Origin of the sequence: Pseudomonas sp. NMI542_15 (assembly GCF_021283425.1) — a bacterium.
GTDB classification, from domain to species: domain Bacteria; phylum Pseudomonadota; class Gammaproteobacteria; order Pseudomonadales; family Pseudomonadaceae; genus Aquipseudomonas; species Aquipseudomonas fortuita.
Map to the genome: position 1 here is coordinate 1 of NZ_JAJSRO010000025.1, position 22,569 is coordinate 22,569.

General features: G+C 61.2%; 22 protein-coding genes. 13 read left to right on the top strand and 9 right to left on the bottom strand.

Annotated features, from left to right (window positions below; translation table 11 throughout):
* Positions 1–544: 544 nt before the first annotated feature.
* Positions 545–2,008 carry an ATP-dependent RNA helicase RhlB gene (gene rhlB, locus LU684_RS25600; RefSeq protein ID WP_232895193.1) on the bottom strand — a complete coding sequence of 488 codons (1,464 nt, stop codon included), beginning with the start codon at positions 2,006–2,008 and terminating at the stop codon, positions 545–547.
* A 100-nt stretch (positions 2,009–2,108) separates the two neighbouring features.
* Positions 2,109–2,765 carry an alpha/beta hydrolase gene (locus LU684_RS25605; protein WP_016489000.1) on the bottom strand — a complete coding sequence of 219 codons (657 nt, stop codon included), beginning with the start codon at positions 2,763–2,765 and terminating at the stop codon, positions 2,109–2,111.
* A gap of 332 nt (positions 2,766–3,097) precedes the next feature.
* Here LU684_RS25605 and LU684_RS25610 point away from each other — a divergent pair, with 332 nt between their 5' ends.
* The 4 genes from LU684_RS25610 (at position 3,098) to LU684_RS25625 (ending at position 7,255) form a co-directional block, all read left to right on the top strand.
* Positions 3,098–4,126, top strand: coding sequence for an amino acid ABC transporter substrate-binding protein (locus tag LU684_RS25610; protein ID WP_232895194.1), 1,029 nt, complete (start codon positions 3,098–3,100; stop codon positions 4,124–4,126).
* A 67-nt stretch (positions 4,127–4,193) separates the two neighbouring features.
* Positions 4,194–5,372, top strand: a complete 1,179-nt coding sequence (locus tag LU684_RS25615; protein ID WP_023048689.1) for an amino acid ABC transporter permease — start codon at positions 4,194–4,196, stop codon at positions 5,370–5,372.
* A 10-nt stretch (positions 5,373–5,382) separates the two neighbouring features.
* On the top strand, positions 5,383–6,480 hold the full coding sequence (locus tag LU684_RS25620) for an amino acid ABC transporter permease (protein WP_232895195.1): 1,098 nt from the start codon (positions 5,383–5,385) through the stop codon (positions 6,478–6,480).
* 10 nt (positions 6,481–6,490) lie between these two features.
* Positions 6,491–7,255, top strand: coding sequence for an amino acid ABC transporter ATP-binding protein (locus LU684_RS25625; protein WP_016498022.1), 765 nt, complete (start codon positions 6,491–6,493; stop codon positions 7,253–7,255).
* 129 nt (positions 7,256–7,384) lie between these two features.
* Here LU684_RS25625 and algW read toward each other — a convergent pair whose 3' ends face one another.
* Positions 7,385–8,545: a Do family serine endopeptidase AlgW gene (gene algW, locus LU684_RS25630; RefSeq protein WP_016488995.1), complete on the bottom strand. Its 1,161-nt coding sequence runs from the start codon at positions 8,543–8,545 to the stop codon at positions 7,385–7,387.
* Between the two features lie 168 nt (positions 8,546–8,713).
* Between algW and LU684_RS25635 the strand changes: the two genes are divergently transcribed.
* The 3 genes from LU684_RS25635 (at position 8,714) to cysN (ending at position 12,477) form a co-directional block, all read left to right on the top strand.
* Positions 8,714–9,472 (top strand): Nif3-like dinuclear metal center hexameric protein, encoded by a 759-nt coding sequence (locus tag LU684_RS25635; protein WP_016488994.1) that lies wholly within the window; start codon positions 8,714–8,716, stop codon positions 9,470–9,472.
* Between the two features lie 169 nt (positions 9,473–9,641).
* Complete coding sequence (gene cysD / locus LU684_RS25640) at positions 9,642–10,559, top strand: sulfate adenylyltransferase subunit CysD (protein ID WP_003251799.1); 918 nt, start codon at positions 9,642–9,644, stop codon at positions 10,557–10,559.
* 16 nt (positions 10,560–10,575) lie between these two features.
* Positions 10,576–12,477, top strand: coding sequence for a sulfate adenylyltransferase subunit CysN (cysN, locus tag LU684_RS25645; RefSeq protein WP_232895196.1), 1,902 nt, complete (start codon positions 10,576–10,578; stop codon positions 12,475–12,477).
* A gap of 223 nt (positions 12,478–12,700) precedes the next feature.
* Here cysN and LU684_RS25650 read toward each other — a convergent pair whose 3' ends face one another.
* The 3 genes from LU684_RS25650 to LU684_RS25660 form a co-directional block, all read right to left on the bottom strand.
* Entirely contained in the window at positions 12,701–12,970 is a 270-nt protein-coding gene (locus LU684_RS25650; protein ID WP_232895197.1) for a bacteriocin immunity protein, read from the bottom strand.
* Complete coding sequence (locus LU684_RS25655; protein WP_232895198.1) at positions 12,964–13,284, bottom strand: S-type pyocin; 321 nt, start codon at positions 13,282–13,284, stop codon at positions 12,964–12,966. The genes LU684_RS25650 and LU684_RS25655 overlap by 7 nt, the downstream gene beginning before the upstream one ends.
* A 160-nt stretch (positions 13,285–13,444) precedes the next feature.
* Positions 13,445–13,924, bottom strand: a complete 480-nt coding sequence (locus LU684_RS25660; RefSeq protein WP_016488989.1) for an Lrp/AsnC family transcriptional regulator — start codon at positions 13,922–13,924, stop codon at positions 13,445–13,447.
* A gap of 127 nt (positions 13,925–14,051) precedes the next feature.
* Between LU684_RS25660 and LU684_RS25665 the strand changes: the two genes are divergently transcribed.
* Positions 14,052–15,245 carry a methionine gamma-lyase gene (locus LU684_RS25665; RefSeq protein WP_210668276.1) on the top strand — a complete coding sequence of 398 codons (1,194 nt, stop codon included), beginning with the start codon at positions 14,052–14,054 and terminating at the stop codon, positions 15,243–15,245.
* Positions 15,246–15,338: 93 nt separating this feature from the next.
* On the opposite strand, the gene LU684_RS25670 is transcribed toward LU684_RS25665, so the two are convergent.
* The gene (locus tag LU684_RS25670; protein WP_016488987.1) at positions 15,339–15,776 is read right to left on the bottom strand and encodes a YhcB family protein; all 438 of its coding nucleotides are present in this window, start codon (positions 15,774–15,776) and stop codon (positions 15,339–15,341) included.
* Between the two features lie 135 nt (positions 15,777–15,911).
* On the opposite strand from LU684_RS25670, the gene LU684_RS25675 reads away from it, so the two are divergent.
* From LU684_RS25675 to zapE, 3 genes are all read left to right on the top strand, one after another.
* Positions 15,912–16,547, top strand: a complete 636-nt coding sequence (locus tag LU684_RS25675; RefSeq protein ID WP_016488986.1) for an alpha/beta hydrolase — start codon at positions 15,912–15,914, stop codon at positions 16,545–16,547.
* Positions 16,548–16,572: 25 nt separating this feature from the next.
* Complete coding sequence (locus tag LU684_RS25680) at positions 16,573–17,922, top strand: tryptophan--tRNA ligase (RefSeq protein ID WP_060517465.1); 1,350 nt, start codon at positions 16,573–16,575, stop codon at positions 17,920–17,922.
* An 84-nt stretch (positions 17,923–18,006) separates the two neighbouring features.
* A complete protein-coding gene (zapE, locus tag LU684_RS25685) occupies positions 18,007–19,101 on the top strand; it encodes a cell division protein ZapE (protein WP_060517467.1) in 1,095 nt (364 codons plus the stop codon).
* A 126-nt stretch (positions 19,102–19,227) separates the two neighbouring features.
* On the opposite strand, the gene LU684_RS25690 is transcribed toward zapE, so the two are convergent.
* A complete protein-coding gene (locus tag LU684_RS25690) occupies positions 19,228–20,148 on the bottom strand; it encodes a GlxA family transcriptional regulator (protein ID WP_172455912.1) in 921 nt (306 codons plus the stop codon).
* A gap of 189 nt (positions 20,149–20,337) precedes the next feature.
* Complete coding sequence (locus LU684_RS25695; protein WP_016488982.1) at positions 20,338–21,378, bottom strand: NADP(H)-dependent aldo-keto reductase; 1,041 nt, start codon at positions 21,376–21,378, stop codon at positions 20,338–20,340.
* Between the two features lie 258 nt (positions 21,379–21,636).
* Between LU684_RS25695 and rplM the strand changes: the two genes are divergently transcribed.
* Positions 21,637–22,065 carry a 50S ribosomal protein L13 gene (rplM, locus tag LU684_RS25700; RefSeq protein ID WP_003260798.1) on the top strand — a complete coding sequence of 143 codons (429 nt, stop codon included), beginning with the start codon at positions 21,637–21,639 and terminating at the stop codon, positions 22,063–22,065.
* Positions 22,066–22,079: 14 nt separating this feature from the next.
* Entirely contained in the window at positions 22,080–22,472 is a 393-nt protein-coding gene (gene rpsI / locus LU684_RS25705) for a 30S ribosomal protein S9 (RefSeq protein WP_003260797.1), read from the top strand.
* The last annotated feature ends 97 nt before the right edge of the window (positions 22,473–22,569 follow it).

Genomic DNA, 22,569 nt, shown 5'->3' on the forward strand with positions numbered 1-22,569 from the left:
ACCCAAGGGCAGCGGAAAATCTGTGGGAGCGGGCTTGTCCCGCGAAGAGGCCGGCACAGGTCAGTGGTGTTTGCGCGTCACCGGCTTTAGCAGCTCATCGGGCGGCATTTCGCACTTGATCTTGCGCCCAGAAGGAAAACACCCAGGAAGGGCCGCGGCGGGGCGCTGGTAGATTGCTGTCTGATGGCCGGGGCTTTGCCCCGGTTCGCGGGGCAAGCCCGCTCCCACAGGTGCTTTGCTGAACCCAAGGGCAGCGGAAAATCTGTGGGAGCGGGCTTGTCCCGCGAAGAGGCCGGCACAGGTCAGTGGTGTTTGCGCGTCACCGGCTTTAGCAGCTCATCGGGCGGCATTTCGCACTTGATCTTGCGCCCAGAAGGAAAACACCCAGGAAGGGCCGCGGTGGGGCGCTGGTAGATTGCTGTCTGATGGCCGGGGCTTTGCCCCGGTTCGCCGGGCAAGCCCGCTCCCACAGGTTCTTTGCTGAACCCAAGGGCAGCGGAAAATCTGTGGGAGCGGGCTTGTCCCGCGAAGAGGCCGGCACAGGTCAGTGGTGTTTGCGCGGCACCGGCTTTAGCAGCTCATCGGGCGGCATTTCGCACTTGATCTTGCGCCCCAGCAGCTCTTCGATCGCCGGCAACTGGTACGAGTCATCCTCCCCGGCAAAACTGATCGACACGCCACTGGCCCCCGCGCGGCCGGTACGGCCAATGCGGTGCACGTAGTCGTCCGGGTCTTCTGGCAGGGTGAAGTTGATCACGTGGCTGATACCATCGATATGGATGCCACGCCCGGCCACGTCGGTGGCCACCAGCACCGTGATGCGCCCTTCGCGGAAGTTTTCCAGGGTGCGGATGCGCTTGTGCTGGGGCACATCGCCCGACAGCTGGGCGGCATTGATGCCGTCGCGCACCAGTTTTTCCTCGATGCGCCGCACTTCGTCCTTGCGGTTGGCAAACACCATCACCCGTTCCCAGTTGTTCTGGGACACCAGGTTGTACAGCAGCTTGTATTTGTCGCTACCCGCCACTGCATACACGTGCTGCTCGACCGTTTCGCTGGCCACGTTTTCCGGCTCGATCTCGACGATGGCCGGGTTGGTGGTCCACTGCTTCGCCAGGTTCATCACGTCGTCGGTGAAGGTGGCGGAGAACAGCAGGGTCTGGCGCTCGCTTTTCGGTGGTGTCTGGCGAATGATCTGGCGCACTTGTGGGATGAAACCCATGTCGAGCATGCGGTCGGCTTCGTCCAGCACCATCACCTCGACCATGTCCAGGTGCACTTCGCCGCGCTGGTTGAAGTCCAGCAGGCGGCCCGGGGTTGCCACCAGGATGTCGCAGTGGCGTGCTTCAAGGGCTTTGAGCTGCTTGTCGAAGTCCATGCCGCCAACAAAGCTCATGACGTTCAGGCCGGTGTACTTGGTCAGCGCCACGGCGTCCTTGGCGATCTGCACCACCAGCTCGCGGGTAGGGGCGATGATCAGCGCGCGTGGCTCGCCCATGTAGCGTTCCTTGGGCGGTGGCGTCTGCTGCAGTTGGGAAATGATCGAGATCAGGAACGCCGCAGTCTTGCCGGTACCTGTCTGGGCCCGGCCAATGGCGTCCTGACCACGCAGGGTATACCCCAGCACCTGCGCCTGGATCGGCGTGCAGTACGGGAAGCCCAGGTCGTGGATGGCGTGCATCAGCTCGTTGGACAGCTTGAAGTCGTGGAAGCGGGTCTTGCCTTCCTGCGGCTCGACCACGAAGTCTTCCGGTTTCCACAGGCTGGCCTGTGGCTTGGGCTTGCGCTCGCGACGCGGTTTGTCCTTGGCCGCTTTGTTGGCAGGTGGCGTAGCAGCAGCGGGTTGTTCAGCCTTTGGGGCGGGGTTGGCATGCGCTACGGCCGGTTTTGCTGCGGGCCGGGCCTCGCTGGCGGGTGCGGGCGCAGGCGGTGCCACGCTGGCAGCAGGAGCAACGGCGTGTGGCGCGGCGTCTCCCTTGCCGAATATTTTCTTGAGTGCTTTGAGCACGATCGTCTCATCAACTGATTAAGGAATGTACGCCGGGCAGTGTAATGCAAGATCCGGGCGCGGCGTAGTGGAATACTCCCACAACTACAAGAGAGCCAGCCTATTGCAGCTGTTTGCTCAACCATTCGTAGATGTCGTTCAGTTCTTCGACCACCACTTCGTGTTCCATCGGGTATTCGTGCCAGCGGGCGGCGACGCCCCAGGTGTTCAGGTACTCGAAAGCGGTGCGGCCCATGGACGGGATCACCACCGGGTCATGCACGCCATGCAGGCACAGGGCCGGGGTGCGCTGCTGGCAGGCACTCAACTGGTGCTGGTCGTTGAAGGTGGGGGCATAGGTGGACAGGGCAATCACCCCACCCAGTGCTTCTTGCCACTTTATATAGGCAGTGTGCAGCACCACCGCGCCACCTTGGGAAAAACCGGCCAGGAAGATACGGGACAGGTTGATGCCTTTGGCCTGCTCGGCCTTGATCAGGGCAACCACTTGCTCGGCTGACGCTTCCAGCTGCGCTTCGTCAATGGCGCGGGCCGGGGTCATGGCCTTGATGTCATACCAGCTGGGCATGGCATAACCGCCATTTATGGTGACTGGCCGGGTCGGGGCCTGGGGCATGATGAACCGGGTGCTGAGCAGGCGCTCCTGCATGAATTCGGCTACCGGTAGGAAGTCGTAACGGTCGGCCCCCAAACCGTGCAACCAGATCACACAGGCATCAGCGGTTTTCTGTGGTTCGAGAATCAGCGGGTTGGTCATGACTGCTCCGAAAGTGTGCGGGTCTTGTTATGGCGTGCGTGAAAAGAAGGCGCTGGAAATGATTGTCGGAAAAAGAATGTCGCAACGATACAACTTTCCCCACTTGACGAGCGCTTAAACGCTACAGCCAGAGAATCTGGTACGCGCTTTGCAATTCAATCTGCGATGCAAAGGGCAGGCCGAAACGGTAACACCCTTTGCACGCGAAGGCTGTCACAGAACAGTCCATTGCGCCAAGTGACCCAATAACAAGCCAATACGGGTCGGATACGCCTCAAAAGGGTGCGGTGCAATTCCGGCTCGATACAACAAGAGCGATTTGGAGGTTGTGAATGAAGATGTTGAAAACCACCCTGGCAGTCCTGACCGCTGCCGCCGCACTGGGCGCCGTGAGCAATGCCCAGGCCGGCGCCACCCTCGATGCGGTCAAGAAGAAGGGCTTCGTCCAGTGTGGCGTGAGCGACGGTCTTCCGGGCTTCTCGGTACCTGATGCGCAAGGCAAGATCGTCGGTATCGACGCCGATGTCTGCCGCGCCGTGGCCGCTGCCGTGTTCGGCGACGCGACCAAGGTCAAGTTCAGCCAGCTCAACGCCAAGGAACGCTTCACCGCCCTGCAGTCGGGCGAGGTCGACGTGCTGTCGCGCAACACCACCTGGACCAGCTCGCGCGATGCCGGCATGGGCCTGGTGTTTGCCGGTGTCACCTACTACGACGGGGTTGGCTTCCTGGTCAACAAGAAGCTGGGTGTATCCAGCGCCAAAGAGCTCGATGGCGCAACCATCTGTATCCAGGCCGGTACCACCACCGAGTTGAACGTGTCGGACTTCTTCCGCGCCAATAACCTGAAGTACACCCCGATCACCTTCGACACCTCGGACGAAAGCGCCAAGTCGCTGGAGTCGGGCCGTTGCGACGTGCTGACCTCGGACAAGTCGCAGCTGTTTGCCCAGCGTTCCAAGCTGGCCGCGCCGACCTACTACGTGGTACTGCCGGAAACCATCTCCAAGGAGCCACTGGGCCCGGTGGTGCGTAAAGGCGACGAGGAGTGGTTCAGCATCGTCAAGTGGACCCTGTTCGCCATGCTCAACGCCGAAGAAGCAGGCATCACCTCGAAAAATGTCGAGGCCGAAGCCAAGGGCACCAAAAACCCTGACGTCGCCCGCCTGTTGGGTGCGGATGGTGAGTACGGCAAGGACCTCAAGCTGCCCAAAGACTGGGTAGTACAGATCGTCAAGCAAGTCGGCAACTACGGTGAAGTGTTCGAGAAGAACCTGGGCCAGAGCACCGACCTGAAGATCGACCGTGGCATGAACGCCCTGTGGAACAACGGCGGCATCCAGTACGCGCCACCCGTGCGCTGATGGTTGCACCCTGCGGCGGCATCCCGCCGCTGCAGGCTGTTCGAATCCCTACTGTCCGGGGCACTTCATGCAAAATCAAATCGGCGCACCCAAGGGCTTGTCCCTTAACGATCCGCGTGTGCGCGCGTGGCTGTTCCAGATCCTCACGATCGTCTTCGTGGTCGGCCTGGGCTGGTACCTGTTCCACAACACGCAAACCAACCTGCAACACCGGGGTATCACCTCGGGCTTCGACTTTCTCGACCGCAGTGCCGGCTTCGGCATCGCCCAGCACCTGATCCCCTATGTGGAATCCGACAGTTATGCGCGGGTGTTCGTCATCGGCCTGCTCAATACCCTGCTGGTCACCTTCATCGGCGTCATCCTGGCGACGGTTCTGGGCTTCATCATTGGGGTGGCTCGCCTGTCACCGAACTGGATGATCAACAAACTGGCGACCGTGTATGTGGAAACCTTCCGCAACATTCCGCCGCTGCTGCAGATCCTGTTCTGGTACTTCGCCGTGTTCCTGACCCTGCCGGGACCGCGCGGCAGCATCAACATCGACGATATGTTCTTCATCAGCAACCGTGGCCTGAACATGCCGGGCGCGTCCATGGCCGATGGCTTCTGGCCGTTCGTCGTTGCCTTGGGGGTGGCGATTGCCGCCACTGTCGTGATGGTGCGCCTGGCCAACAAGCGCTTCGATGAGACCGGCGTGCCGTTCCACAAGTTCTGGGGGGGGCTGGCGCTACTGCTCGTCATCCCGGGCCTGAGCGTGCTGTTGTTCGGCAGCCCGGTAAGCTGGGAGGTGCCGCAGCTCAAGGGCTTCAACTTCGTCGGTGGCTGGGTGCTGATCCCCGAACTGCTGGCGCTGACCTTGGCGCTGACTATCTACACGGCAGCTTTCATCGCTGAAATCGTGCGTTCTGGCATCCGTTCGGTCAGCCATGGCCAGACCGAGGCCGCGCGCTCGCTGGGCCTGCGCGAGGGCCCGACCCTGCGCAAGGTGATCATTCCCCAGGCACTGCGGGTGATCATTCCGCCGCTGACCAGCCAGTACCTGAACCTGGCGAAGAACTCGTCGCTGGCGGCCGGTATCGGCTACCCGGAGATGGTCTCGCTGTTCGCCGGCACCGTGCTCAATCAGACCGGCCAGGCTATCGAGGTGATCGCCATCACCATGAGTGTCTATCTCGCCATCAGCATCAGCATTTCGCTGCTGATGAACTGGTACAACAAGCGCATTGCGCTGATCGAGCGGTGAGGATACGCCTGTGAATGCCCATGTTTTCAAACCCGATATGCCGCCACCGGTGAAAACCGTCGGCGTGCTCGCATGGATGCGTGCCAATCTGTTCTCCAGCTGGCTCAACACGCTGTTGACCCTGTTCGCCATCTACCTGGTATGGCTGATCGTACCGCCGCTTGTTCAGTGGGCGTTGATCGACGCCAACTGGGTCGGCACCACACGCGCCGACTGCACCAAGGAGGGCGCCTGCTGGGTGTTCGTGCAGCAGCGCTTTGGCCAGTTCATGTACGGCTACTACCCGGCCGAGCTGCGCTGGCGGGTGGACCTGACGGTGTGGCTTGCCGTCATCGGCGCTGCGCCGCTGTTCATCAAGCGCTTCCCGCGCAAGGCCTTCTACGGCCTGGGCTTCCTGGTGCTGTACCCGGTACTGGCCTACACCCTGCTGCACGGTGGGTACCTGGGCCTGGAGAGCGTACCGACCAGCCAGTGGGGCGGGCTGATGCTGACCCTGGTGATCGCCACCGTGGGTATTGTCGGCGCCTTGCCACTGGGCATCCTGCTGGCCTTGGGCCGGCGTTCGAGGATGCCGGCCGTGAAGGTGGTGTGCGTGACCTTCATCGAGTTCTGGCGCGGCGTGCCATTGATCACCGTGCTGTTCATGTCGTCGGTGATGCTGCCGTTGTTCCTGCCCGAAGGCATGAGCTTCGACAAGCTGCTGCGGGCGATGATCGGCGTGATCCTGTTCCAGTCGGCGTATATCGCCGAGGTGGTGCGCGGTGGTGTGCAGGCCATCCCCAAGGGCCAGTACGAAGCTGCCGCCGCCATGGGCCTGGGCTATTGGCGTTCGATGGGCCTGGTGATTCTGCCGCAGGCGCTCAAGCTGGTGATTCCCGGCATCGTCAACACCTTCATTGCCCTGTTCAAGGACACCAGCCTGGTGATCATCATCGGCCTGTTCGACCTGCTGAACAGCGTCAAGCAAGCCGCCGCCGACCCGGCCTGGCTGGGCATGGCTACCGAGGGCTATGTGTTCGCCGCCCTGGTGTTCTGGATTTTCTGTTTCGGTATGTCCCGCTACTCCATGCACCTGGAGCGCAAGCTGGACACTGGCCACAAGCGTTAGGAGTTTCGAAATGAGTGAAGCGATCAAGCAGCCTGCCGGCCCCGAAGGCATCATCCAGATGCAGGGTGTGAACAAGTGGTACGGCCAGTTCCATGTGCTCAAGGACATCAACCTGAACGTGCGCCAGGGGGAGCGCATTGTGCTGTGCGGGCCATCCGGCTCGGGCAAGTCCACCACCATCCGTTGCCTCAACCGCCTGGAAGAGCACCAGCAGGGGCGCATCGTGGTCGATGGCGTCGAGCTGACCAACGACCTCAAGCAGATCGAGGCCATCCGCCGTGAAGTGGGCATGGTGTTCCAGCACTTCAACCTGTTCCCGCACCTGAGCATTCTGGAAAACTGCACCTTGGCGCCGATGTGGGTGCGCAAGATGCCGCGGCGCAAGGCCGAGGAAATTGCCATGCATTATTTGGAGCGCGTGCGTATTCCCGAGCAGGCGCACAAGTACCCGGGGCAATTGTCGGGTGGCCAGCAGCAGCGTGTGGCGATTGCCCGTGCGCTGTGCATGAAGCCGAAGATCATGCTGTTCGACGAGCCGACCTCGGCGCTGGACCCGGAAATGGTCAAGGAAGTGCTCGATACCATGGTGGGCCTGGCCGAAGACGGCATGACCATGCTCTGCGTGACCCACGAGATGGGTTTTGCCCGCACCGTGGCGAACCGGGTGATCTTCATGGACAAGGGGGAGATTGTGGAGCAGGCGGCGCCGGATGACTTCTTCGACCGGCCGCGCAGTGACCGGACCCGGTTGTTCCTGAGCCAGATCCTGCATTGATGCTGTTTGGGCTGCGCGGCAGCCCTTCACGGGCACGCCCGCTCCCACAGGTTTAGCGCTGGCTTTGGAGCCAGCGTAGTTCCTGTGGGAGCGGGCGTGCCCGCGAAGGGCCGCAACGCGGCCCTGGGTTTATTTCTCTTCCTGGCTGGCAGCCGGCGCCGGCGGCGGCCGCAGCCCCACCTCGGCAACCAGCTTCAACTGCTGCCCATTGCGCATCACCTCGATGGTGATCTTCTCGTTGGGTTTGATCCGCGCCACTTGGTTCATCGACTTGCGGCCATCACCGGCCGGTTCGCCGTTGATGCTCAGGATCACGTCACCCAGTTGCAACCCGGCCTTGGCCGCCGGGCCTTCGCGGAAAATACCTGCAACCACGATACCCGGGCGGTCCTTCATGCCGAACGATTCGGCCAGCTCCTGGCTCAGCGGTTGCACCTCGATGCCCAGCCAGCCACGGATCACCTGGCCGTGCTCGACGATCGACTTCATTACCTCCAGTGCTAGTTTCACCGGGATGGCGAAGCCAATGCCTTGTGAACCACCGGACTTGGAGAAAATCGCGGTGTTGATGCCAACCAGGTTGCCATTGGCATCGACCAGCGCGCCGCCCGAGTTGCCGGGGTTGATCGCTGCGTCGGTCTGGATGAAGTCTTCGTAGTTGTTCAGGCCCAGCTGGTTACGGCCGGTAGCGCTGATGATACCCATGGTCACGGTCTGGCCGACACCAAACGGGTTGCCGATGGCCAGCGACACGTCGCCGATGTGAATGGTGTCCGAACGGCCTATGGTGATCGCCGGCAGGTTCTTCAGGTCGATCTTCAGCACCGCCAGGTCGGTTTCCGGGTCGCTGCCGATCACGCGGGCCAGGGTTTCGCGGCCATCTTTCAGGGCCACGACGATCTGGTCGGCGCCGCTGGTGACATGGTTGTTGGTCAGCAGGTAGCCCTCGGGGCTCATGATCACCGCCGAGCCCAGGCTCGACTCCCAGCGGCGCTGCTTGGGCAGGTTATCGCCGAAGAAGCGGCGGAACTGCGGGTCCTCGAACAGCGGATGTGCGCTTTTGTTCACCACCTTGGTGGTGTACAGGTTGACCACTGCAGGGGCAGCCAGTGTCACGGCGTCGGCGTACGACACCGGGCCTTGCATGATCCGCGTGGTCTGCGGTGCCTGTTGCAGGTTGACGTCCTGACTGGGCAGGCCTACCCACTCCGGGAAGCGCTGGATGATCAGCATGGCGATCAGTACGCCGGTAAGCAGGGGCCAGCCAAAGTAACGCAAAGCCTTGAACATGAACGAATCCTGGAAAGAGCGAGGGCCAGTGGCCGCGCAGTGGGGCATGAGCGCGCGGGATCATACACCGGTTCCCCCAGTGCCGGCGACGGCCCATAATGGCCGGCATTATACGGGCGTTCCATTGGCGTTGCGCCCGAGAAAAGCGCAGTTTTCGAGGAGATTTTCATGGCCGTCGCTCTAAACACCCTGGTCGAGGAAGCCGAGCGTTACCTGGGCAGCGCGAAGATCCAGGATTATTGCCCCAATGGCCTGCAAGTAGAGGGCCGGCCGCAGGTCAGCCGTATCGTCAGTGGTGTTACCGCCAGCCAGGCGTTGCTGGATGCTGCGGTCGAGGCCCAGGCCGACCTGGTGCTGGTGCACCATGGTTACTTCTGGAAGGGTGAGAACCCGTGCATCACCGGTATCCGCCAGCGTCGTCTGAAAACCTTGCTGAACAACGACATCAGCCTGCTGGCGTTTCACCTGCCGCTGGATGTTCACCCGGAGGTGGGCAACAACGTGCAGCTGGCGCGGCAACTGGACATCACCGTCGAAGGGCCGCTGGACCCGGAGAACCCCAAGGTGGTCGGGTTGGTCGGCTCACTGGCCGAACCTGTGACTGCCCGCGATTTTGCCCGGCGGGTTCAGGAAGTGCTGGGGCGTGAGCCATTGCTGGTGGAGGGGGAGCAGATGATCCGCCGGGTCGGCTGGTGCACCGGTGGCGGGCAGGGTTACATCGACACGGCGATTGCCGCCGGGGTGGACCTGTACCTGACCGGCGAGGCGTCGGAGCAGACCTATCACAGTGCGCGCGAGAATGGCGTCAGTTTCATTGCTGCCGGGCACCATGCCACCGAGCGTTACGGGGTGCAGGCGCTGGGCGATTACCTGGCGCGGCGGTTTGCCGTGGAGCACCTGTTCATTGATTGCCCCAATCCCATTTGATATCAGCGTTGCCCGCGAAAGGGCCGGCCCTGGCAGCCCAAACCCGCAGTCATATCGTTAGACCTTTTCGATCTAGCCCGCCTCCTAAATAGAAGCAGCCGCTGTGATAAAGTGGCTCGCTCGAACACGGCCCGCAGGCCGTCCATAAGATCGTTTTTCGTGAGTAGCCATGGTCGACAAACTGACGCACTTGAAACAGCTGGAGGCGGAGAGCATCCACATTATCCGCGAGGTGGCCGCCGAGTTCGACAACCCGGTGATGCTGTACTCGATCGGCAAGGATTCCGCCGTGATGCTGCACCTGGCGCGCAAGGCCTTCTTCCCGGGCAAGCTGCCGTTCCCGGTGATGCACGTCGACACCCAGTGGAAATTCCAGGAGATGTACAGCTTCCGCGACAAGATGGTCGAGGAAATGGGCCTGGAACTGATCACCCACGTCAACCCTGAGGGTGTGGCGCAGGGCATCAACCCGTTCACCCATGGCAGCTCCAAGCACACCGACATCATGAAGACCCAGGGCCTGAAGCAGGCACTGGACAAGCATGGTTTCGACGCCGCCTTTGGTGGCGCGCGCCGCGACGAAGAGAAGTCGCGGGCCAAAGAGCGTGTGTATTCGTTCCGCGACAGCAAGCACCGCTGGGACCCGAAGAACCAGCGCCCCGAGCTGTGGAACGTGTACAACGGCAAGGTCAACAAGGGCGAGTCGATCCGCGTGTTCCCGCTGTCGAACTGGACCGAGCTGGACATCTGGCAGTACATCTACCTAGAAGGCATCCCGATCGTGCCGCTGTACTTCGCCGCCGAGCGTGAAGTCATCGAGAAGAACGGCACCCTGATCATGATCGACGACGAGCGTATCCTCGAGCACCTCTCCGAGGAAGAGAAAGCCCGTATCGTCAAGAAGAAGGTGCGTTTCCGTACCCTCGGTTGCTACCCGTTGACGGGGGCTGTCGAGTCGGAAGCCGAAACGCTGACCGACATCATTCAGGAAATGCTCCTGACGCGCACTTCCGAGCGCCAGGGCCGGGTCATCGACCACGATGGCGCCGGTTCCATGGAAGACAAGAAACGTCAGGGCTACTTCTAATTTTCAGGGTTACTCCATGTCGCACCAATCCGATTTGATCAGCGAAGACATCCTCGCTTATCTGGCTCAGCACGAGCGCAAAGAACTGCTGCGTTTCCTCACCTGTGGCAACGTGGATGACGGCAAGAGCACCCTGATAGGGCGCCTGCTGCACGACTCGAAGATGATCTACGAGGACCACCTCGAAGCCATCACCCGTGATTCGAAGAAAGTCGGCACCACCGGCGAAGAAGTCGACCTGGCACTGCTGGTCGACGGTCTGCAGGCCGAGCGCGAGCAGGGCATCACCATCGATGTCGCCTACCGCTACTTCTCCACCGCCAAACGCAAGTTCATCATCGCCGACACCCCTGGCCACGAGCAGTACACCCGCAACATGGCCACCGGTGCGTCCACCTGTGACCTGGCGATCATCCTGGTCGATGCCCGCTATGGCGTGCAGACCCAGACCCGCCGGCACAGCTACATTGCCTCGCTGCTGGGCATCAAGCACATCGTGGTCGCAGTCAACAAGATGGACCTGAAGGGCTTCGATGAAGGCGTCTTCGAGTCGATCAAGGCCGACTACCTGAAGTTTGCCGAAGCCATCAACCTGACCCCGAGCAGCCTGCACTTCGTACCAATGTCGGCGCTCAAGGGCGACAACGTGGTCAACCACAGCGAACAATCGCCGTGGTACGCCGGCCCGACGCTGATGGAAATCCTCGAAACCGTCGAGGTTGCGGCCGACCGCAACTTCACCGATTTGCGCTTCCCGGTGCAGTACGTGAATCGCCCGAACCTGAACTTCCGCGGCTTCGCCGGCACCATCGCCAGTGGCGTGGTGCACAAGGGCGACGAAATCGTCGTGCTGCCGTCGGGCAAGAGCAGCCGCGTCAAGTCCATCGTCACCTACGAAGGTGAGCTGGAAAACGCCGGCCCAGGCCAAGCCGTGACCCTGACCATGGAAGACGAGATCGACATCTCCCGTGGCGACCTGCTGGTACATGCGGACAACGTGCCGCCAGTGACCGATCAGTTCGACGCCATGCTGGTGTGGATGGCCGAGGAGCCAATGCTCCCGGGCAAGAAGTACGACATCAAGCGCGCCACCAGCTATGTGCCGGGCTCGATTGCCAGCATCACCCACAAGGTCGATGTGAACACCCTGGAGCAGGGCGCTGCCAGCGCGCTGCAGCTGAACGAAATCGGCCGCGTGAAGGTAGCGCTGGACACCTCGATCGCCCTGGACGGCTACGACAGCAACCGCACCACCGGTGCGTTCATTGTCATCGACCGCCTGACCAACGGCACCGTCGGTGCCGGCATGATCATCGCGCCACCCGTTCTGCCACACGGCAGCACCGGCCAGCATGGCAAGCAGGCCCACGTGTCTACCGAAGAGCGCGCCCTGCGCTTCGGCCAGCAGCCAGCCACCGTGCTGTTCAGCGGCCTGTCCGGCGCTGGCAAGAGCACCCTGGCTTATGCCGTGGAGCGCAAGCTGTTCGACATGGGCCGTGCGGTGTACGTGCTGGACGGCCAGAACCTGCGCCACGACCTGAACAAGGGCCTGCCGCAAGACCGCGCCGGCCGCACCGAAAACTGGCGCCGCGCCGCCCATGTGGCGCGCCAGTTCAACGAAGCCGGCCTGCTGACCCTGGCTGCGTTCGTGGCCCCGGATGCCGAAGGCCGCGAACAGGCCAAGGCCCTGATCGGCAAAGACCGCCTGGTGACGGTGTACGTACAGGCTTCGCCGCTGGCATGCCGCGAGCGTGACCCGCAAGGCCTGTACGCGGCCGGTGGCGAAAACATCCCGGGCGAAAGCTTCCCGTTCGATGTGCCGCTGGATGCCGACCTTGTGATCGACACCCAGGCCATCAGCGTGGATGAAGGTGTGAAACTGGTGCTGGACGTGCTGCGTCAGCGCGGCGCGATCTAAGCGCTGGCCTGCAAGAAAAAACCCGCTTCGGCGGGTTTTTTTATGCGCGTAATCCTTGGGTTGTGCGGAGCCTTTAAGGCCAACCGCTTTGTTGAGAATCTGAAAGTTTGCGCGATCACTGTAGGAGCGGCTTTAGCCGCGAACACCGGCAGAGCCGGTGCCATGTACCGCCGCTGGCAAAGGTTCTTCGCTAAGCCTCTGAGCTGCATCCAGACCTGGCAGGCTAGTTAATTTTAATTCTGAACACTGCAAGACCCTTTGACGCTCTCCATTCCAAGACGCGCGCCATGACCTGCTCGGCGCATCTTCCCCGATCTTCCTCGGGGTAATAGATAAGGTCAGCGCCATCAGGATGCTGAACCACTTCGATAAAGTGTTCCAGCAATCGATCCTGCCAAGCACGCGAGCCTGTCGCCTGAATCAACGCCTCAACAATCAGCCGGAACTCACTGTATGAATAGTCGGCCAGGCTGTGTTTCAGGCAGATCACCATGACGTCTCCGATGAAAGCGCGTATTGCATGGCACTCATGATCCGCAGGTTTTCAGCGTCGTACATCAACCCACCCCACTCGGGCGGGCTCAGGTGGCCTATCTGATAAGAACGCAGACCCTTTACCGTCTCATGGAATGGCGCCCGAGGGGGCCAGCCTTTCTTGAGGCGGTTGAGTTGGGCGGGGATGAATTGCTGGCTGTAGACTGGGTCTTCTGCGATTGCCAGCCAGAAGGATTGGGAGAAATGGTCGAAGCTGTGGAATGTCCGACCTTCGAGTTTACGGATGATGAATTCTGGAAGAAGGCTGGCCATAGAGTCGTCCCTGAGTTGAAGGCAGGGAAAGTGTGCCTGGGGACGAGTTTTTTTTATGTCAGAGGTAGGGGGTATGGAAGTAGGCACGTTCCTGATGATTAGAAGGAGATTTCTTAGATGTGCTTTCCTACACCGGATTTTCCGTTTTCTCGGATTTGTCTTAAATATGTTTCTCTGACACTGGTATCACCCGTTTCTCCTTCACCGCCTTGTAGGAAAAACTCGAATAGATCTCCTTCACCCCCGGCAGGCGTTGCAGCACTTCACGGGTGAATTCCCCGAACGACTCCAGGTCCCGCGCCAGGATCTCCAGCAAAAAGTCATAGCGCCCGGAGATGTTGTGGCAGGCGACGATTTCGGGAATCTCCATCAGCCGCTGCTCGAACGCCAGCGCCATGTCCTTGGTGTGCGAGTCCATCATGATGCTGACGAACGCGGTCACGCCAAACCCCAGTGACTTGGGCGAGAGGATGGCCTGGTAGCCGGTGATGTAGCCGTTGTCTTCCAGCAGTTTGACCCGACGCCAGCAGGGCGAAGTGGTCAACGCTACCTGGTCGGCGAGTTCGGCAACGGTCAGGCGGGCATTGTCCTGCAAAGCGGCAAGCAGGGCGCGGTCGGTTCGGTCGAGGCTTGAAGGCATGTTTTGCCCTCCTGGTCCGTTGATTGTTGTTTTTATTCCAGCAAGCACGCAAATGCGTGGGCTATTTTGGAAAAAATCGGGCAGCTCGGTGGCATAAGCTTATAACAAACCACAAGAGGCTGTTGCCATGCGCGACTCCCATAACAACACCGGTTTTTCCACGCGGGCCATTCACCATGGCTACGACCCGCTTTCCCACGGAGGCGCCCTGGTGCCGCCGGTGTACCAGACCGCTACCTATGCCTTCCCCACTGTTGAATACGGCGCTGCTTGCTTCGCCGGGGAAGAGGCAGGGCACTTCTACAGCCGCATCTCCAATCCCACCTTGGCCTTGCTTGAGCAACGCATGGCCTCGTTGGAGGGCGGTGAGGCGGGATTGGCGCTGGCGTCGGGTATGGGCGCCATTACCTCGACCATCTGGACCCTGTTGCGCCCCGGTGATGAACTGATCGTCGGGCGCACCCTGTATGGCTGTACCTTCGCGTTTCTGCACCATGGGATTGGCGAGTTCGGAGTCAAGATTCACCATGTCGACCTCAATGACGCCAAGGCCCTCAAAGCGGCGATCAACAGTAAAACGCGGATGATCTACTTCGAAACGCCGGCCAACCCCAATATGCAACTGGTCGACATCGCAGCGGTGGTCGAGGCTGTACATGGGAGCGATGTGCTTGTGGTGGTCGACAACACCTACTGCACGCCGTACCTGCAGCGGCCACTGGAGCTGGGGGCGGACCTGGTGGTGCATTCGGCGACCAAGTACCTCAGCGGCCATGGCGATATCACCGCCGGCCTGGTGGTGGGGCGCAAGGCGTTGGTCGACCGCATTCGCCTGGAAGGGCTGAAAGACATGACCGGGGCAGTCTTGTCGCCCCATGACGCTGCGTTATTGATGCGCGGTATCAAGACCTTGGCGCTGCGCATGGACCGGCATTGCGCCAATGCCCTGGAGGTGGCGAAGTTCCTGGCCCGGCAGCCCCAGGTGGAACTGATTCACTATCCGGGCTTGCCGTCGTTTGCCCAGTACGACCTGGCACGGCGGCAGATGCGTTTGCCGGGCGGGATGATTGCCTTTGAGCTCAAGGGCGGTATCGAGGCCGGGCGGCGCTTCATGAATGCCCTGCAGCTATTTGCGCGGGCGGTGAGCCTGGGGGATGCCGAGTCGCTGGCGCAACACCCGGCCAGCATGACGCACTCCAGTTACACGCCCCAGGAGCGCGCCCATCACGGGATATCGGAGGGGCTGGTGAGATTGTCGGTTGGTCTGGAGGATGTGGAGGATCTGCTGCTGGATATCGAGGAGGCGCTGGGGCATCTGTAGAAGCGGCCTTGTGCCGCGAAAAGGGCCCGCAGCGGCAAGAACACGGCATACACAAAAAAGGCCTCTTGCGAGGCCTTTTACAGGTTCAGTGGATCAACGCTTGAGCCCGTAGCTCTCGTCCAGCATGCCCGGCGAGTTCGGCGCTTTTGGCGCATAGTCGCGCGGCACTTCGGCGGTGTCTTTCGGTGGGGTCAGGCGGTCACGCGGGCCTTGCGGCGCTTCGGAATGCAGGGCAGCCAGCAGGCGCTGGCGAGTGACTTCATCAAGGGCCAGGCTGTTGGCGCCTTCAGCCAGGTGATCCTGTACGTCCTGGTAGCTCTGGGTCAGTTTCTTGACCAGCATGGCAGTGCTGTTGAAGTGGGTGACCACTTCGTTCTGGTAGCTGTCGAAGCGCTTCTGGATGTCATCCAGTTGGCGCTGGGTGTTGCTGGGTGCTGCGTTGGGCAGCAGGCGGGCAACAATGAAACCGACCGCCACGCCAATGACCAGGGCCAGGGTTGGCAACAACCAAACAAGGAGCGAGAGTTCCACGAGTCCTTCCTCTATAAACGGCTTTGCTTTACGTTAACGGCTCAGACCTGCGCTGTATACCGCGAGCGATCGCAAATCAGAACAGAATTTCACACCTAGACGAATCGACCCTTCCCGAGGTCACGGAGTAGTGCCTTGCTTGTCCGCGAAACCCCCTTGTTCATCGATGGCCCCGCCGGCCAGCTGGAAGCCTTGTACCTGGACGTGGCTGACGCCCGTGGCGCGGTGCTGATCTGCCACCCCAACCCGGTCCAGGGCGGCACCATGCTCAACAAGGTGGTCTCGACCCTGCAACGCACCGCCCGTGATGCCGGTTACGCGACCCTGCGTTTCAACTACCGTGGCGTCGGCCAGAGCGCCGGCAGCCATGACATGGGGGCCGGCGAAGTGGCCGATGCCGAGGCCGCGGCAGCCTGGCTGCGTAGCTCGCACCCAGAGTTGCCGCTGGTGTTGATGGGCTTTTCGTTCGGTGGTTTCGTTGCCACCAGCCTGGCCGGGCGACTTGAAACTGCAGGCGTCGAGTTGCAGCACCTGTTCATGATCGCCCCGGCGGTCATGCGCCTGACCGCCGAATTCCCGCTGCCGCAGCGCTGCCCGGTGACCGTGGTGCAGCCGGACGCCGACGAAGTCGTCGCACCGCAGCTGGTTTACGATTGGTCCGACAGCCTGACGCGCCCCCATGAGCTGCTGAAAGTGGCAGAATGCGGACACTTCTTCCATGGCAAGCTGACCGATCTGAAGGATCTGCTGCTGCCGCGCCTTTCGAACTGAGCCAAGCCTGAATAAGCGAACACCCATGACCACGCGCATTCTTACCGGTATCACTACCACCGGCACTCCGCACCTGGGCAACTACGCCGGCGCCATTCGCCCTGCGATCCGTGCCAGCCAGCAGCCCGGTGTCGACTCGTTCTACTTCCTGGCCGACTACCACGCCCTGATCAAATGCGATGACCCGCTGCGCATCCAGCGTTCACGCCTGGAAATCGCCGCCACCTGGCTGGCCGGTGGCCTTGACCCGGACAAAGTGACTTTCTATCGCCAGTCCGACATCCCGGAAATTCCCGAACTGACCTGGCTGCTGACCTGCGTTGCCGCCAAGGGCCTGCTCAACCGCGCGCATGCCTACAAGGCCTCGGTGGACAAGAACGTCGAAAATGGGGAAGACCCGGACGCCGGCGTGACCATGGGCCTGTTCAGCTACCCGGTGCTGATGGCCGCGGACATCCTCATGTTCAACGCCAACAAGGTGCCGGTCGGCCGTGACCAGATCCAGCACGTGGAAATGGCCCGCGACATCGGCCAACGCTTCAACCACCTGTTCGGCCAGGGCCAGGACTTCTTCGCCCTGCCAGAGGCGGTGATCGAGGAAAGCGTGGCCACGCTGCCAGGCCTGGACGGGCGCAAGATGTCCAAGAGCTACGACAACACCATCCCGTTGTTCACCAGCGCCAAGGACATGAAAGACGCCATCTCGCGCATCGTGACCGACTCGCGCGCGCCGGGTGAAGCGAAAGACCCGGACAACTCGCACCTGTTCACCCTGTACCAGGCCTTCTCGACGCCGGAGCAATGCGCCGGGTTCCGCGAAGAGCTGTTGCAGGGCCTGGGCTGGGGTGATGCCAAGCAGCGCCTGTTCCAGTTGCTGGATGGCCAGCTGGCGGAAAAACGCGAGTACTACCACCAACTGATCGCCCGCCCGGCGGACCTGGAAGACATCCTGCTGGCCGGTGCCGCCAAGGCCCGCAAGATTGCCACGCCGTTCCTCGAGCAACTGCGCGAAGCCGTTGGCCTGCGTTCGTTCCGCAGCAGCGTGCAGGCCACCACCGAGGTGAAGAAGAAGTCAACCAAGAGCGCGCGCTTCGTCAGCTTCCGTGACGAAGACGGCAGCTTCCGTTTCCGCCTGTTGGCCGCTGACGGTGAGCAACTGCTGCTGTCGCGCAGCTTCGCTGACGGCAAGAGTGCTGGCGCCGTGAGCAAGCAGCTGCAGCAGGGTGGCGAGGCCGATGTACGGGTAGAAGGCCTGAGCTTCGGCCTGTGGCTCAATGGCGAGCAGGTCGCCGACGGGCCGCAGTTCGACAGCGCGCAAGCCCGTGATGCCGCCATTCAGAGCCTGCGTGATGCCCTGGCACCACAGCAGGACTGAGGCATATTGACGCAAGTCTGATTGCCATTAAGCGGGCCTGTCGCTACAGTGACGGCCCGTTTTTTGTTGCCTCGCTAACGAATTATGACTCCCTTAGAACGCTATCAAGCAGATCTGAAACGTCCCGACTTCTTCCATGACGCGGCGCAGGAAACTGCGGTGCGTCACTTGCAGCGCCTGTACGACGACCTGGTAGAAGCGCAGAACAACAAGCCGGGCATGTTCGGCAAACTGTTCGGCAAGAAGGAGCAGACCCCGGTCAAGGGCCTGTATTTCTGGGGTGGGGTAGGGCGAGGCAAGACCTACCTGGTCGATACCTTCTACGAAGCGCTGCCGTTCAAGCAGAAGATGCGTACGCACTTCCACCGCTTCATGAAGCGTGTGCACGAGGAAATGAAAACCCTCAAGGGCGAGAAGAACCCGCTGACCATCATCGCCAAGCGCTTCAGCGAAGAAGCCCGGGTGATCTGTTTCGACGAATTCTTCGTGTCGGACATTACCGATGCGATGATCCTCGGCACTCTGATGGAAGAGCTGTTCAAAAATGGTGTGTCGCTGGTGGCCACTTCCAACATCGTGCCAGACGGCCTTTACAAGGACGGCCTGCAGCGTGCGCGCTTCTTGCCGGCCATCGCCATGATCAAGCAGTACACCGACGTGGTGAACGTGGATAGCGGGGTCGACTACCGCCTGCGCCACCTGGAGCAGGCCGAACTGTTCCACTTCCCACTCAATGACGCGGCGCACCAGAGCATGCGCGCCAGCTTCAAGGCGCTCACCCCTGAGTGCACGCAGGCGATCGAGAACGACGTGCTGATGATCGAGAACCGTCCGATCAATGCCCTGCGCACCTGTGACGATGTCGCCTGGTTCGACTTCCGCGCCCTTTGCGATGGGCCGCGCAGCCAGAACGACTACATCGAACTGGGCAAGATCTTCCACGCCGTGCTGCTGAGCAATGTGGAGCAGATGGGTGTTGCCACCGACGACATCGCCCGCCGCTTCATCAACATGGTGGACGAATTCTACGACCGCAACGTCAAGCTGATCATCTCGGCCGAGGTGGAGCTGAAAGACCTGTACACCGGCGGGCGCCTGAGCTTCGAGTTCCAGCGTACCCTGAGCCGGTTGCTGGAGATGCAGTCGCACGAATTCCTGTCGCGCGCACACAAGCCGTAAGATTTTTGGGGCCGCTTTGCGGCCCATTCGCGACGCAAGGCCGCTGCCACATTGATCGGCGCACGCTGGGCATTTGTGGGAGCGGCCTTGTGCCGCGAATGGGCTGCAAAGCAGCCCCGCAAGGCCTCAAGCCTCTTGCATGAACTGCTGCCGATACTGGTTCGGCGACAGCTCGGTGTGCTGGCGGAACAGCCGCGCAAAGAAACTGGCATCGTCATAACCGACCTCGTAGCTGATGGTCTTGATGCTCTTGCGTGTGCTCGACAGTAACCCCTTGGCGGTCTCGATCCGCAGCCGTTGCAGGTAGTGCAGCGGCTTGTCACCCGTTGCGCCCTGGAAGCGGCGCATGAAATTGCGGATGCTCATGCCGTGGTTGCGGGCAACGTCCTCGAAGCGGAACTTGTCGGCGAAGTGCTCCTCCAGCCAATGCTGAATCTGCAGGATGATCAGGTCCTGGTGCAGCTTCTGCCCGCCAAAGCCCATGCGCCCCGGGGTGTAGTTGCGCTGCACTTCGTAAAGAATGTCGCGCGACACGGCGCGGGCCACGTTGGCACCGCAGAAGCGCTCGATCAGGTAGATGTACAGGTCGCAGGCCGACGTGGCCCCGCCGGCGCAATAGATATTGTCGGCGTCGGTCAGGTGCTTGTCCTGATTCAACCGGATCTTCGGGAAGCGCTCGGCAAAGCTGTTGAAGAAGCGCCAGTAGGTAGTCGCCTCCTTGCCATCGAGCAGGCCGGACTCGGCCAGCCAGAACACGCCACTGGCCTCGGCGCACAGCACCGCGCCGCGGGCATGCTGTTCACGCAGCCATGGGAGCACCTGTGGATAACGTTGCAGCAGGTTGTCGAAGTCGTCCCAGTAGGCCGGGAGAATGATGACGTCGGCGTCGTCCAGGCCACCGTCGACCGGAAGCTGCACATTGCTGAAGCTGTCCACCGGCTGGCCGTCGGGGCTCACCAGGCAGATCTCGAACATGGGCTGCAAGCCCAGGCCTAGCTGCTTGCTGTAACGTAGGCTGGCGAGGTGAAAGAAATCCTTGGCCTGCATCAAGGTCGAAGCAAACACCTTGTCAATGGCCAGGATGCTGACGCGCCGCAGCGACGCGGAGGGTTGGGTAAACATCATTGTCATTGTTCTTATAGGGTAGAGTGGTCAATCACCGGCTGGATCGTCTTATTTTTTGGCGATTGTGTCTACCCCGTGTAGCGGCGGGGCTGCAATGCAGCCCCTTTCAGCTCAAGGCGCCGGGTTCGGCTGCGCCTGGTGTATGGCTTCGATCGCTGCCAGCAACTCATCGCTCAGGCTCAGCTCAAGGCTCGCCAGGTTGCTGTCCAGCTGTTGCAGGCTGGTCGCGCCAATGATGTTGCTGGTCACGAACGGTTGCCGGGTGACGAACGCCAGGGCCATCTGCGCCGGGTCCAGGCCGTGCTCGCGGGCCAGCTGCACATAGCGGCTGCAGGCTGCGACGGTCTGCGGGTTGGAGTATCGGGCAAAGCGGCTGAACAGGGTCAGGCGCGCGTTGTCCGGCCGTGCGCCGTTCTCGTACTTGCCCGAGAGCATGCCGAAGGCCAGCGGCGAATAGGCCAGCAGGCCGCACTGCTCACGGATTGCCACCTCTGCCAGGCCCACCTCGAAGCTGCGGTTGAGCAGGTTGTACGGGTTCTGGATCGACACCGCCCGCGGCCAGCCCCGGCTATCGGCCAGTTGCAAGAATTTCATGGTGCCCCACGGCGTTTCGTTGGACAGGCCGATGTGACGGATCTTGCCCGCCCGTACCTGCTCGTCGAGTACCTCGAGGGTTTCTTCCAGCGGGGTGAAGTGGTCCTGTGGCAGGTGCTGGTAGCCCAGCTTGCCGAAGAAGTTGGTGCTGCGTTCCGGCCAGTGCAGCTGGTACAGGTCGATACGGTCGGTCTGCAGGCGCTTCAGGCTCTCCTCCAGCGCCGCCACGATGTGCTGGCGGTTGTGCTTGAGCTGGCCGTCGCGAATGTGGCTGATGCCGTTGCCGGGGCCTGCCACCTTGCTGGCCAGCACCCAGTCGTCGCGGTCACCGTTGTCGCGGAACCAGTTGCCGATGATGCGCTCGGTAGCCGCGTAGGTTTCCGGGCGCGGCGGCACCGGATACATCTCGGCGGTGTCGATGAAGTTGATCCCGGCGGCCTTGGCCCGGGCAATCTGTTCGAAGGCTTCGGCCTGAACGTTCTGTTCGCCCCAGGTCATGGTGCCCAGGCACAGGGCGCTGACATTGAGGTCGGTACGGCCGAGCTGACGGTATTCCATCGGTTAGACACTCCTTGGCAATAGATGCCCATCAAAGCAGGTTGAAATTTTTCTCGCAATCTGGATAATTCAGCCCCTCTCCGCGTGGCGGAAGTGATGCACCATCACGCAGGAAGAACCCCGTCGAACATTGGCGTGCCCGACCCGAGCCCCCAAAAGCGTCTGTGTTCGGCTGCGCGCTTGCCCTTGGCAAGCTGTGCACTATCCAGTAAGATTCGCCGTCTATTTTTCGCTGGGCGGCCTCTGAGGCTTTAGAGAATGAAAACTTTTACTGCTAAACCGGAAACAGTAAAGCGCGAGTGGTTCGTAGTCGACGCCGCTGGCCAGACCCTGGGTCGTCTGGCTACCGAAATCGCTAGCCGTCTGCGTGGCAAACACAAACCAGAATACACCCCTCACGTTGACACCGGCGACTACATCGTCGTTATCAACGCCGAGCAGGTTCGTGTGACAGGTGCCAAGTCTTCCGACAAAATGTACTACTCCCACTCCGGCTTCCCGGGCGGTATCAAGGAAATCAACTTCGAGAAGTTGATCGCCAAGGCCCCTGAGCGTGTTATCGAAACCGCGGTCAAAGGCATGCTGCCTAAGAACCCGCTGGGTCGCGACATGTACCGCAAGCTGAAAGTGTACGCGGGTGCTGCTCACCCACACACTGCTCAGCAGCCTCAAGAACTGAAGATCTAACGGGATAGTTCATTATGTCGGCGACTCAAAATTACGGCACTGGCCGTCGCAAGACCGCAACCGCTCGCGTATTCCTGCGTCCGGGTACTGGTAACATTTCCATCAACAACCGTTCTCTGGACGTGTTCTTCGGTCGCGAAACCGCTCGCATGGTTGTTCGCCAGCCACTCGAGCTGACCGAAACCGTTGAGAAATTCGACATCTACGTCACCGTTTCCGGTGGTGGTGTCAGCGGTCAAGCCGGTGCGATCCGTCACGGTATCACCCGCGCTCTGATGGAATACGACGAAACCCTGCGTGGCGCTCTGCGTCGTGCTGGCTACGTCACCCGCGACGCTCGTGAAGTTGAGCGTAAGAAAGTGGGTCTGCGTAAAGCGCGTAAGCGTCCTCAGTACTCCAAGCGTTAATACCGCTTCGGCAGTCGAAAAAAGCCCGGTTCCTTGGAACCGGGCTTTTTTTTTGGCTTGAACTAACCTGTCAGCATGTCAGTGGCCGCTTGTCGCA

Bases quoted from the DNA above. Each gene is read 5' to 3' on its own strand.
- LU684_RS25605 (WP_016489000.1), bottom strand. From the start codon at position 2,765: ATGACCAACCCGCTGATTCTCGAACCACAGAAAACCGCTGATGCCTGT.
- LU684_RS25610 (WP_232895194.1), top strand. From the start codon at position 3,098: ATGAAGATGTTGAAAACCACCCTGGCAGTCCTGACCGCTGCCGCCGCA.
- LU684_RS25615 (WP_023048689.1), top strand. From the start codon at position 4,194: ATGCAAAATCAAATCGGCGCACCCAAGGGCTTGTCCCTTAACGATCCG.
- LU684_RS25625 (WP_016498022.1), top strand. From the start codon at position 6,491: ATGAGTGAAGCGATCAAGCAGCCTGCCGGCCCCGAAGGCATCATCCAG.
- algW (WP_016488995.1), bottom strand. From the start codon at position 8,545: ATGTTCAAGGCTTTGCGTTACTTTGGCTGGCCCCTGCTTACCGGCGTA.
- LU684_RS25635 (WP_016488994.1), top strand. From the start codon at position 8,714: ATGGCCGTCGCTCTAAACACCCTGGTCGAGGAAGCCGAGCGTTACCTG.
- cysD (WP_003251799.1), top strand. From the start codon at position 9,642: ATGGTCGACAAACTGACGCACTTGAAACAGCTGGAGGCGGAGAGCATC.
- cysN (WP_232895196.1), top strand. From the start codon at position 10,576: ATGTCGCACCAATCCGATTTGATCAGCGAAGACATCCTCGCTTATCTG.
- LU684_RS25650 (WP_232895197.1), bottom strand. From the start codon at position 12,970: ATGGTGATCTGCCTGAAACACAGCCTGGCCGACTATTCATACAGTGAG.
- LU684_RS25655 (WP_232895198.1), bottom strand. From the start codon at position 13,284: ATGGCCAGCCTTCTTCCAGAATTCATCATCCGTAAACTCGAAGGTCGG.
- LU684_RS25660 (WP_016488989.1), bottom strand. From the start codon at position 13,924: ATGCCTTCAAGCCTCGACCGAACCGACCGCGCCCTGCTTGCCGCTTTG.
- LU684_RS25665 (WP_210668276.1), top strand. From the start codon at position 14,052: ATGCGCGACTCCCATAACAACACCGGTTTTTCCACGCGGGCCATTCAC.
- LU684_RS25680 (WP_060517465.1), top strand. From the start codon at position 16,573: ATGACCACGCGCATTCTTACCGGTATCACTACCACCGGCACTCCGCAC.
- zapE (WP_060517467.1), top strand. From the start codon at position 18,007: ATGACTCCCTTAGAACGCTATCAAGCAGATCTGAAACGTCCCGACTTC.
- LU684_RS25690 (WP_172455912.1), bottom strand. From the start codon at position 20,148: ATGCAGGCCAAGGATTTCTTTCACCTCGCCAGCCTACGTTACAGCAAG.
- LU684_RS25695 (WP_016488982.1), bottom strand. From the start codon at position 21,378: ATGGAATACCGTCAGCTCGGCCGTACCGACCTCAATGTCAGCGCCCTG.
- rplM (WP_003260798.1), top strand. From the start codon at position 21,637: ATGAAAACTTTTACTGCTAAACCGGAAACAGTAAAGCGCGAGTGGTTC.
- rpsI (WP_003260797.1), top strand. From the start codon at position 22,080: ATGTCGGCGACTCAAAATTACGGCACTGGCCGTCGCAAGACCGCAACC.